The following is an 11739-nucleotide window of genomic DNA, read 5'->3' on the forward strand; positions in this document are numbered from 1 at the left end:
CCGACGACACAGCAGCCGTAAGCAAGGCACACGCCCCGCCAACAACCGAAGATCTGTGCCAGAAGCGTCGGAGGTTGCCAAACGATCGTTGAAGTCATCGAGGATCACCGAATGCCAACGATGACCGCGCGTCGACTTCTTGCTGGACTCGCCACCGTGCTGGCGCTGACGATTGGTTCATTGCTGACCGGCGCGGCCATCGGGGACGCACCGGCAGGGGCGGACCCGGCCATCCACGAGGTCGACTACAGCTGCGGATCCGGGTGGTACGAGAATTCGGACGGCAACTGCGTCCCAGGGCCGGACAACTCACCCACGGGGATTCGTTGCAAGGACGGAACGTACAGCCACGCGAAGAACCGACAGGGTGCGTGTTCCCGGCACGGGGGAATCGCGGATGGTTCCGGAACAACCGGGGCCGGTAGCGATGAGAGCGGCAGCTCCGAGCTGGGGGTCGGGAGCGCAGTGATCGGCAGTTCCGTGATCGGTGCGGCATTGCTAGGCGCCCTGCTGTTCGGGAGTAGTTGACCTTCTGTCGTATGGTCGCCCCGTGACCGACCGCATCACCGACGAACGACCAGCCGAACACGAGATGACCGGTCACGCGCTACTCGACAACCCGGCTCTCGCGGCCCTCACCGGGCCACATGCGCACTTCGCTCAGCGCCGCGGTGGTGCTGTGCGGTATCACCCCGATGTCTGCCCCATGGCGGCTCTCCCCGACTCTCCGACCGCTCGAGATTGGTCGGACGCTGCCGAACTCATCGGCCCGGGTGGTTCCCTGTTCTTGCCGGTGGTCACGAATCGTCCGCCCGCGGAATGGGATACGACGATGGACCTGCCCGGTGTGCAGATGGTCGACGCCGGCGTCGACATCCGGCCTGACGATGAGGCCGCGCCGTTGACCGCCGCAGATGTGCCGGAGATGACCGACCTGGTCGAACGCACTCGCCCAGGGCCCTTCCGCCCCCGCACGATCGAGATGGGCGCCTACGTCGGAATCCGACGCAACGGCCGCCTCATCGCAATGGGTGGTGAACGGCTGAGACTTCCGGGCTACACCGAGATCAGCGCCGTCTGCACCGATCCCGACCACCGCGGACACGGACTCGCGTCCCGGCTCGTACTCGACCTCGCGCACCGCATCCGACGTCGCGGTGATGTTCCGATCCTCCACGCCGACGCCCGCAACGTCGGCGCCATCCGGCTGTACGAACAACTGGGATTCGTCGTTCGCCGTGAGGTCCTGTTCCAGATCCTGCGGGCGCCTAGCTGAACTCGGACTCAGTCAGTCCCGCGTCAACGACTTCGCCAAGGGCGCGATCTCGTCGAGATAGATCGATGCCAACACGTCCGACTCGTCGGCCATGTGCCGCACCCGATCACCCTCGGCCCGGTCCCATTCGGTGGCGACGGCATGCTCGAAGTCGTCGATTCCACTGACGCGGTCGAGCCACGCCTGCTTCTCCTGGCGCTGTTGGATGCGCGCGACGATCGACTCGTACCCCGCGAACGCCTCGAGGCGCCGCACCAGCTCGTCGAGTCGGCCGGACAGCAGGAGCGACTTCTCGACGAACGTGGACACCACCTGCGGGTCAGTGGCCAGATGACCGGCCGGCTCGGCACCCAGGAGTGCGAGTTGGTCGCGTAGGCCGACGGCAATGGTCGAGATGGCGGTGACCTCCCCCTCGAGGTCGACGCGAACGGCGTGACGGTCGAAGAAGTCGAGCCGCCACGCGGGGAGTGCACTGATGCGGTCCGCCACCGCGGCGGTTGTCCACGCGATCTGGCCGACGGGATCGGACGAGAAACGCTCTAGTTCGCCCCTGCCATGACTACGACGACGGGACAGCGCCGAGACCCCGGTTCCGCTGCCTTCTACGTCTTCGATCGACCGGCCATGCCAGAGGTCGACGGCCAAGGCGACGAAGTCGGCACCCTCGGCATCGCTGTCGACGGCCGCACCGGCATCATCACCCAACTGTTGCCGGATGGCCTTACACAACGCCCAGCGTCTGGCCTGCGCAAGCCGGGTCGTGTCGGCGAGGTCGGCCAGCGGATCGGACGAGGACGTACCGGAACCGGCGGTCGACGACGCTTTCGTCGTCGACCGCGCCGCTGACCTTCGATGCCGGAGGTCGTCGCGCATGCCGGTGAACATCGCCGAGAACGCCCCGATCAGCATGCCGAGCAGCACCACCAGCGCGGCCGCGATCACCACCACGAAAACGGCGATCACGACGTACATCATCTGTCCAGTAGACCACGGTTCACGACGACTGAGGTCGGTTCCTGCGCAGCTCAGCGAGGCGCAACGGAGTCCTTCATCACTGTGGTCCGGACCAATGGACTCACACTCGGGTGATGGACTCCGACCGACGTTCATGGGTCGAGATGAAGTCCATCTGTCGCCGAGGCCCGTGAGTCACTTCGGGTCAGACCCGGCCGGCGAGCCGCCGAGCAACTCGCGGATGTCGTCGGCGTCGATGGCGGCGCCGAAGAGGTCCCCATCGTCGACCACAGCGTCGAACAGGTCGCGCTTACGTTGTTGCAGCGCAACCACCTTCTCTTCGATCGTGTTCGCCGACACCAAGCGATAGACCGTGACCGGACGAGTCTGACCGATGCGATGGGCGCGGTCCACGGCCTGGGCCTCGGCTGCCGGATTCCACCACGGATCGCACACGAAACAGTAGTCCGCCTCGGTCAGGTTCAGCCCGAAACCGCCTGCCTTGAGACTGATCAGGAACACCTTCGACGCCCCGCTCGTGAACTGCTTGATCGCCGCGGTTCGCCGACGCGCGGTCATCGATCCGTCGAGGTAGCTGTATTCGACGCCGGCATCGTCCAGGGCGCGTTCGAGCAATCGGAGGAAGCCGGTGAACTGGCTGAAGATCAGGGCGGAGTGCCCTTCGGCGATGAGCTCGGGAATCTGCTCGACGAGGAACTCGACCTTCGCCGAGTCGATGTCGGTGTGCTTCTCGTCGACGAGCCCGGCGTGCAGGCTCAGTTGCCGGAGCATGGTGAGGGATCGGAAGATCTGGAACCGGTTGCCGTCGAAGTCGTCGAGCAGGCCGAGCACGCTCTGCCGCTCCCGCGTGAGGCGCGTCTGATACAGCTTGTCGTGCTTCGGGTTCAGGCTGATCGACAGCACCTGTTCCTGCTTGGCGGGCAGGTCCGTGGCGACCTGATGCTTCGTGCGCCGCAGCATGATCGGGCGAATTCGTCGTCGTAGCAACGCCAACCGCCCAGGCTCCGAGCCACTTTCGATCGGCTTGCGGAAATACGACGTGAACGTCTTCGCCGACGGGAACAGACCCGGCACGGTCAACGCCATCAGAGACCACAGTTCCATCAGATTGTTCTCCAGCGGCGTGCCGGTGATCGCGATCTTGATCTCGGCATCAAGACGGCGAGCGCACTGATGAGCTTTGCTGGCGTGGTTCTTGACGAACTGTGCCTCGTCGAAGAACACGGCCGACCAACTGGCCGATGTGAACTCGTCGATACCGATGCGCATCAGCGCATACGAGGTGACGACCAGTTGCGCTCCCTCGATCCGATCGGCGAACGCGATCTTCGCCCGCGCGCTCGTCTCGGTCACCGTCGCAATCCTCAGACCGGGCACGAAGCGTTCGGCTTCGACAGCCCAGTTCGAGATCACGCTGGTCGGCGCGACCACGAGAACGCGAGCCTGCGGATCCTCCTCGATGACCTTCGCGACCAGTGCGAGCGACTGGAGGGTCTTGCCCAGACCCATGTCATCGGCCAGAACACCGCCGATCCTGTTCTCCCACAGAAAGTTCAGCCAGTCGAGGCCGGCCCTCTGATAGTCACGCAGGTCCGCATGCAGCCCGGTCGGCACCGGACACGGCACCGGCGGTGTCGCAGCGGCCAGACGCTTCAGCTGGTTCCGCCACTGTGCGAGGTCGTCGACCACGGTGCCGAGTTCGAGCAGCTCGTCCCACAGAGTGGCGTTGTGCGTATCCCGGCGGACCCGCCCGCGGTCGAGTTCTCCCAGGTCGCGAGCCTCGGCCACCAGTTCGGCCAGGCGTTGCAGTTCCGGGGTGTCGAGTACGAAGTAGGCCCCGTCGGGCAACAGCATGTGTGTTGCGCCGTTCGACAGCGCCGTCAGCACCTGGTGCAGCGGCACCGCGACGCCGTCGACCTCGACAGTGATCGACAGGCCGAGCCAGTCGTTGTCATCGGACCGTTCGGCACCGAAACCGATCTCGGGGACGACCTCTGCGGCGCGGTAGTCGGGGAGGTCACCGACGATCTCTACCTCGATCCCGGCAGCCCGCAGCTCCGGGGCGACTTCGGTGACGAAACGCGCAGTGTCGACGGGCGAATAGCGGTAGCGGCGGGTCAGGAGCGCAATCGATGCCGATGCGAGAGCTTCGTCGCGACTCATCTCGGCGAGTTCCGGATCGTCTGCGAACTTGCTTCCCGGAAACCCGGCGACCTGGATCTGCCATCGATCACACACCCGAGCCGCAGCTTCGAGGTGACCACGGAGTTGCTTCCACAGGCGACGTTCGGCCACGTCGTCACCGAACCCCGAGTTCTGGCCTGACGGGAAGAATCGTCTGCTCCCGTTCACGCGGTACACGACACCCCACTCGAGGTGCGCGCCGCCGTCGTCGGCGACCCGAAGCGTGACTGCCGCGTCGGGACCGGTGATCTCCGGTCGGGTCACTGCGCCATCGGCCACGGTCACAGACATCCGACCGGCGAGGTCGGGGAGGACCTCGTCGGCGAACTCCGCGATGTCGGTGTCGGGAATTCTGACCGTCCCGGCGTCGAGCAGTGCCCGGAGGGCTTTCGACGACCCGTCGTCGACGAGCGGCGCCAGGAACATCGTGCCGCCTCGTACCAGGCTCGCTCCGTGAGGCACCGATCCGAACAGCATCAGAGCGTCGTCCTCAGACGGCCCGACGGTCGGGAAGTCGACACCGCCCGACACCACGAGACCCTCGTCGTCGCGATCGACGGTCAACGCGGCCGTCGCCGGTGGAAGCAACTCGACCTTCTTCGCGCCCGTCGACTTGTGCGCCACCAGTACGACACCATCGTCGACCGCCGCCCGTAGAGCGGTCCAGATCTCGGCGGACGCCTGGTCCAGCCGGTGAACCTGGGAGGTTCCGTACAGGTGCTTGTCCCCGGCGCAGAGGTGGATGGCACGGACTCGCGCCAGGTGAACGGGGTCGAAGTACTCAGCTGGATGGTCGGTGGTGGATCTGTAGTACTCGGTCACATATCCCGGCTCGATGGAACTCCACGTGATCCCCGTGCGTACCCAATTGCCCTTCTTGCCGTGGGTCACCAGGCGCAATGTCACCGTCTTCAGGCTCATCCACTCGGGATCGTCGATCTCGACGAGCAGACCGATGGGAGCCGATCCCGGCTCTTTCGGGGTGGCACCGGCGACGAGGTCGCCCAATAACGTCCGCCACGGCGCTGATGCATGCCCAACGTGTCGAGGCAACGCACCGATGAGTCCTGCACGCATCACCCCCAGCGCCAGAGCAACGGTGTGCTTGCAGTTGGCACCGACCGGACAGTCGCATTCAGCGACGCCGACCACATATCCGCGGGCGCCCTCACTGAAAGCGATCTCGAGTGCATACAGTTCGCCACTCGAACCGACGCAGGTCCCGGTCGCCGACATGGATAACGGGTCCCAGTCCTCGAGAGCTACGCGCCCCTGCTGTGCGTATGCCGCACCTCGGCCTATCGTCGCGACGTCGAAATGCAAGAGCAGGCCCGACTCTGCGGGCGATAACTGATCGAACGCTGCCACACGACGAGGCTAGGCCATGCTGCCGGCAGCGGGACGCCACGTCTCCAGCGCACCGGAGGCCATGCGCGTTTCTCCACAGGCTCGCCGAATCGGTACCAAGCAAGCACTTGGTTTGCTACTTTCCGGTCAATGGGATTCCTGAAGCAGACCACGCCGGATATCGACTTCCCGACATGGAGTCAGGGCACGCGTGCGGAGAAGATCAAGCCGATGGCCCGGCACTGGGCCGAGGTCGGGTTCGGGACACCGGTGGCGCTGCACCTGTTCTACGTCGGCAAGATCCTCCTCTACGCCCTTGTCGGCTGGGTCGTCGTGATCAGTACACCCGGGATCGACGGCTTCTTCGACGTCACCGACTGGTACAACGAGCCGATCGTCTTCCAGAAGGTCGTGCTCTACACGATGCTGTTCGAGGTCGTCGGTCTGGGATGCGGGTTCGGTCCGCTGAACAACCGGTTCTTCCCGCCCCTGGGTTCGATCCTCTACTGGCTACGTCCGGAGACGATCCGGCAGCCACCATGGCCACGGATCCCGTTGACTGCCGGCGATTCCCGTAACCCGGTCGACGTCATCCTCTATGGCGCCCTGCTCATCTTGCTGGTCATCGCGCTGTTCAGTCCGGGTAGCGGCGCGATCCCGGAGCTGGACACGACCGTCGGCGTCCTCCCCAGCTGGCAGATCTGGGCCGTCCTGGGTGTGCTCGCGGCGATCGGTCTGCGTGACAAAACCGTCTTTCTCGCGGCGCGCGGTGAGGTGTACGGCGCGTTCACCGTGGCGTTCCTCTTCAGCGGTGTCGACATGATCATCGCCGCGAAGCTGGTCTTCCTCTGCATCTGGCTCGGGGCGGCGACGTCGAAGCTGAACAAGCACTTCCCGTTCGTCATCGCGACGATGATGTCCAACAACCCGATCTGGCGTTCCCCGAAGATCAAACGGAAGTTCTTCGAGAACTTTCCCGACGACCTGCGGCCAGGCCGTCGATCACGATGGATCGCGCACTTCTCCACTGCGGTCGAAGGACTCGTGCCGCTCGTCCTGTTCTTCTCCCACGGCGGGTGGGTGACCGCGGTGGCGGCGACGATCATGCTGATCTTCCATTTCGGCATCCTGTCGTCGATCCCGATGGGCGTCCCGCTGGAGTGGAACGTCTTCATGATGTTCGGCATCCTGGCGATCTTCGTCGGTCACACCGACATCGGACTCGCCGACCTCCAATCACCCTGGCCGATAGTGCTCTTCGCAGTGTCCGCCGGCACGGTGATCATCGGGAACCTGATGCCGCGCAAGGTCTCGTTCCTGCCCGGCTTGCGCTACTACGCCGGCAATTGGGACACCGGCCTGTGGTGCATCAAACCGTCCGCGTCGGCGAAGATCGAACAGGGCATCGTCGCCATCGCGTCCATGCCGGCCGCACAGCTCGAACGGTTCTACGGCAGTCCCGAAGCGGCCCAGATCCCGCTCTACATGGGATATGCGTTCCGCTCGTTCAACAGTCACGGTCGGGCGCTGTTCACGTTGGCGCACCGAGCGATGGCCGGCGCCGGGAGCGGAGCGAGCGGGCCGGAAGAGAACGGCGTTGCGGAGTCGGAGTATGTACTGACCGACGGCGAACGAATCTGCAGCACGGCGATGGGCTGGAACTTCGGCGACGGGCATCTCTCCAACGAGCAGCTCATCGAATCCTTGCAGCGACGTTGTCATTTCGAGCCCGGGGAGGTCCGGATCGTACTGCTCGACGCGCAACCGATCCACCGACAGACGCAGGAGTACCGCCTCGTCGACCCGGCCGTCGGCGAGTTCGAACGCGGATACGTACGCGTTGCCGACCTGGTCACGCGACAGCCGTGGGACGACCAGGTTCCCGTCACGGTGACCTGGCGCGCCGACGACGGCCTGGCAGATCCCACCGGGTGAGTCGGGGCGATTGGGTCCGCCAGGCGAATCACAATGCCCCCACAGCTTCGGCAGCCCGGCGCCGATCACGCACCTCGGTCGACGACTCCGCCCGATTCACGACCCAGGTGGCGCCGCCCGCCATGGCAAGCCCGAGAGCCGTTGCCCACCCGAAGGGTTCGTCGTACATCGCGGTGCCCCACACCGCGGTGACGGGTGGCATCAGGAACATCAGCGTGTTCACCGAGGTGACGCCGGACCGTCGTAGGAGTATCCAGTACAACCCGTAACCGCCGAGCGTCGACAGGATCGACAGCCAGGCGATCGCGAGCCAGAAGGTGCGGTCGGTCGGCGGCACCGCCACCCCCGCGAGAAGGCCTGCCGCGGTGAAGATCACCGCGGAGACGCCGCAGTGGATCGCCAGGATGACCACGGGTGACGGCGGGTCGGCGACGCGTCGTTCGAGGAAGGTGGCGGCAACCAGCGCGGCCATACCGAGCAGCGGCACGAGGTAAGCCCACCACGGCGCGTCCGCCGACGACGTCGCGTCCGACCAGGTGACCAGTACAACCCCGGCCGCCCCGACGAGCAGACCCCACCACTGTCGTCGGTGGGTGACCGCCCCGAGCAACGGACCTGCCAGTGCGGCGACGACGAGCGGTTGGACACCGTCGATGAGTGCGGTCGTCCCGGTACTGACGCCGAGAGCGATCGCCCAGTACACCGTGACCGTGTAGCCGGCTTGCGAGAGCGCACCGATGACGACCTGGGAACCGATCGCTCGCCCGGACATCGGCGCGAGACCCCGCCGACGCCACAGGATGTACACGACAACGCCGAGCAAGAACGCCACCACCAGAAAGCGCCACATGAGGACCGTGAGCACCGGCGCCTCACCCGCGCCCAGCTTCGCGCCGATGAAACCCGACGACCAACAGACGACGAACACCGCCGACATGACAACTGTCACCCATCGCGCTGGTATACCGATCTGTGAAGTTTGCATGCCGCCGACCTTACCGATCGGTGTAGTCTTTGTCCTGTGACTGCCGAGACCACACTCTCGACCGTGGAGTGGACACCCAAGGCCCGACTCATCCTCGACGCGGCCTCGGCACTGTTCTACGAACACGGCATCCACGCCGTTGGCGTCGACTCGATCGCCGCTGCCGCAGGCGTCACCAAACGAACGCTGTATGACCGCTTCGGTTCCAAAGAGCAACTGGTCGTCGAGTATCTGCGTGCCCGCAACGCCGCCTGGCAAGAGTTCCTCCGGTCCCGACTGGACGCCGCCGATGCGTCGCCGAGCGCACAACTCGCCGCGATCTTCGACGCCACGCGGGACTGGTCGGCGGACCGCGGTCACAAGGGGTGCGCGATGATCAACGCGCACGCCGAGATCAGCGATCCCGGGCATCCCGCGTTCTCGATCATCGTCGGCCAGAAACACGAGCTACGGGACCTCTTCGCCTCGATCGCGACGAAGGCCGGCGCGCCCGACCCGCGCACATTGGCACAGCGACTGTTCACCCTCCATGAGGGCGCGCTGGTGACCGCCGGGATGGGGGTCGAGCCGGGAGCTCTCGACGCGGCTCGCGATTTCGCACTCGAGGTCTTCGACGGCCAGCAGTCGAATTGACGAACTCTTAGCGCCCGGATGCGTTCCGCAGCAACATGATGCGGAGTACATCTGATCCGGTGACCTTGTTCGACATACTGCCCTCTCTGAAAGGCGTCACCGTGACCAGATCGTTCGACACCGCGACGTGGGGAACACCGTTACGCACCGTCGGACTGGACGTCGTCGCCGGCGACCTGTCCCTCCGCGCAGAATCGCTGCACCGCAAGATCGCGTTCTACCTCGACGCCGACGGCGGGCCCGTCTGCCAATCCCTGTGCCCGACCGGGGTGTGGTACCCGACGCTGGTCACCCGGATCACGTCTGCAGTCGTCGCCCACGGCCGCGTCGTCGTCTACGTCGACGCCGCCCTCCCACTCCACTCCGCGTTGCTCGATGTCGCTTTCCCGGGGACTCATCTGGCGGGTGCGACCATGCTCGACATCACCGTCGTCGACCTGTCCCGGCATCGTCGCACCCTGTACGCCGAGGCCCCCGCGCATCTCACGGTCACCGGCACCATCGCCCTGGCCCTGTCGCCCGTGATCCCGACGCGGGCAACGGACCCGCGAACCGCCTCCCGGTCGGTAACCGCCTGACACGATCGCACACGGCACGACAACTACTGGGCAAAGAGAAGCCGAAACCGCCGCCACGGCTCATAATCGCCTGATGCAACCGGAAACGGTCTCACGATTCCTGCCCGGATTGGGAGTGCTCCGCAGCTACGAGCGGTCGTGGCTGAAGGGTGACATCGTCGCCGGGATCGTCCTGACGGCGTTGCTCATTCCCGCCGGCATGGGGTACGCCGAAGTCGCCGGGTTGCCGCCGGTCACCGGTCTCTACGCGACGGTCATACCGCTGCTCGTCTACGCCGTCGTCGGACCGTCCCGCATCTTGGTCCTCGGGCCCGACTCGTCGCTCGCCCCGATCATCGCGGCGTCGATCATTCCGCTCGCCGCGTTCGACGCCGAGCGCATCGCCTTGGCCGGCGTGCTCGCCATCGAGGTCGGTCTGGTCCTCCTGATCGGCGGCCTCCTCCGGCTCGGCTTCGTCACCGACCTGCTGTCCAAACCGATCCGCATCGGCTACCTCAACGGGATCGCACTGGTCGTGGTGCTCAGCCAGTTGCCGAAACTGTTGGGCTTCAGCGTCGATGGCGATTCGGTCCTCCAGGAGGCGATCGACATCGTCCGGGGCGTCACGTCCGGCGAGGCCGAGCTGCTGCCGACGGTCATCGGGGTGTCGTGCCTGGTCCTGATCTTCGCACTCAAGTTCTGGCGCAAAGCGATTCCCGGAGTTCTGGTCGCGGTGGTGGCCTCGATCATCGCGGTCGCGGTCTTCGGCTGGTCCGATGACCTGCCGGTCGTCGGAGCGATGCCCCGCGGATTCCCGTCGCCGTCCCTGGAAGGCGTGACCCTCGACGACGTCATCAGCCTGATCGGCCCGGCCGTCGGTATCGCGCTGATCGCGTTCGCGGACACCAGCGTGCTGTCGCGAACATTCGCCGCGCGTGCGGGTGACCAGGTCAACGGCAGCCAGGAGATGGCGGCCATCGGCACCGCGAACATCGCCACCGGCTTCCTGAGCGGCTTCGCGATCTCGGCGTCGTCCTCCCGCACCCCGGTGGCCGAACAGGCCGGCGCCAAATCCCAACTCGCCGCGGTCGTCGGGGCGCTTCTGATCGTCGTGTTCATCTTCGTCGCACCGGGAGTCACCGCCTACCTTCCGTCAGCAGCGCTGGCCGCCGTCGTGATCGCCGCGGCCATCTCGCTGATCGACATCTCCGGCGTGGTGGCGCTGTTCCGCGCAAACTGGGTCGAGGGTGCGCTGTCGATCGCCGCGTTCCTCGGTGTCGCGCTGATCGGTGTCCTGCAAGGCATCCTGGTTGCGATCGGCCTGTCGTTCATCGCCTTCGTGAATCTCGCGTGGCGACCGTACCGGACGGAGTTGGGGCGGGTTCCGGGACTGCGCGGCTACCACGATGTGACCCGCCATCCCGAGGCCGAACGCATCGACGGTGTGCTCATCATCCGATTCGACGCCCCGTTGTTCTTCGCCAACGGCGGCATGTTCGACGACTACGTCCGAGGCAAAGTCCGCGAGGCGAGAACAGCGGGGCGAGAGCTCCACACCGTGATCATCGCCGCCGAACCCATCGTCGACATCGACGCCACCGCCGTCGACGAACTCGTCGAACTGGACGACTATCTCCGTAGCCACGGCATCACCCTTGTCTTCGCGGAGATGAAGGACCCGGTGCGAGACATTCTCCGACGCTATGACCTGCGCGTCGACGGCAGACCCCGGTTCGACGACACGCATTTCGCGCCCACTACCGGCGCGAAGATCGACGAGATCACCGGGCAACCCCGCCGAGACGTCCAGAAGTCGAACGACGGGATCTGACACCGCGACATCGGAC

The 11739-nt window shown here is 65.6% G+C and carries 9 protein-coding genes; 6 read left to right on the forward strand and 3 right to left on the reverse strand.

What is annotated here, in order from left to right:
• Positions 1–120 precede the first annotated feature (120 nt).
• Entirely contained in the window at positions 121–528 is a 408-nt protein-coding gene (locus tag B1818_RS02335) for a DUF3761 domain-containing protein (RefSeq protein WP_139362971.1), read from the forward strand.
• A 22-nt stretch (positions 529–550) separates the two neighbouring features.
• On the forward strand, positions 551–1276 hold the full coding sequence (locus B1818_RS02340; protein WP_078111836.1) for a GNAT family N-acetyltransferase: 726 nt from the start codon (positions 551–553) through the stop codon (positions 1274–1276).
• Between the two features lie 12 nt (positions 1277–1288).
• On the opposite strand, the gene B1818_RS02345 is transcribed toward B1818_RS02340, so the two are convergent.
• Together B1818_RS02345 and B1818_RS02350 are read right to left on the reverse strand one after the other, a co-directional pair.
• Entirely contained in the window at positions 1289–2251 is a 963-nt protein-coding gene (locus B1818_RS02345; RefSeq protein WP_078111837.1) for a hypothetical protein, read from the reverse strand.
• A gap of 174 nt (positions 2252–2425) precedes the next feature.
• Positions 2426–5443 carry a DEAD/DEAH box helicase gene (locus B1818_RS02350; RefSeq protein WP_368275282.1) on the reverse strand — a complete coding sequence of 1006 codons (3018 nt, stop codon included), beginning with the start codon at positions 5441–5443 and terminating at the stop codon, positions 2426–2428.
• A 489-nt stretch (positions 5444–5932) separates the two neighbouring features.
• Between B1818_RS02350 and B1818_RS02355 the strand changes: the two genes are divergently transcribed.
• Positions 5933–7717: a DUF3556 domain-containing protein gene (locus B1818_RS02355; protein ID WP_078111839.1), complete on the forward strand. Its 1785-nt coding sequence runs from the start codon at positions 5933–5935 to the stop codon at positions 7715–7717.
• Positions 7718–7745: 28 nt separating this feature from the next.
• Here B1818_RS02355 and B1818_RS02360 read toward each other — a convergent pair whose 3' ends face one another.
• Positions 7746–8702: a DMT family transporter gene (locus tag B1818_RS02360; protein WP_078111840.1), complete on the reverse strand. Its 957-nt coding sequence runs from the start codon at positions 8700–8702 to the stop codon at positions 7746–7748.
• Between the two features lie 36 nt (positions 8703–8738).
• Between B1818_RS02360 and B1818_RS02365 the strand changes: the two genes are divergently transcribed.
• From B1818_RS02365 to B1818_RS02375, 3 genes are all read left to right on the forward strand, one after another.
• A complete protein-coding gene (locus B1818_RS02365) occupies positions 8739–9335 on the forward strand; it encodes a TetR/AcrR family transcriptional regulator (protein ID WP_254859522.1) in 597 nt (198 codons plus the stop codon).
• 101 nt (positions 9336–9436) lie between these two features.
• Positions 9437–9913 carry a hypothetical protein gene (locus tag B1818_RS02370; RefSeq protein ID WP_254859523.1) on the forward strand — a complete coding sequence of 159 codons (477 nt, stop codon included), beginning with the start codon at positions 9437–9439 and terminating at the stop codon, positions 9911–9913.
• Between the two features lie 73 nt (positions 9914–9986).
• Positions 9987–11723, forward strand: a complete 1737-nt coding sequence (locus B1818_RS02375) for a SulP family inorganic anion transporter (protein ID WP_058250996.1) — start codon at positions 9987–9989, stop codon at positions 11721–11723.
• The last annotated feature ends 16 nt before the right edge of the window (positions 11724–11739 follow it).

Source organism: Gordonia sp. IITR100 (assembly GCF_002009645.1).
Classification (GTDB): Bacteria; Actinomycetota; Actinomycetes; order Mycobacteriales; family Mycobacteriaceae; genus Gordonia; species Gordonia hongkongensis.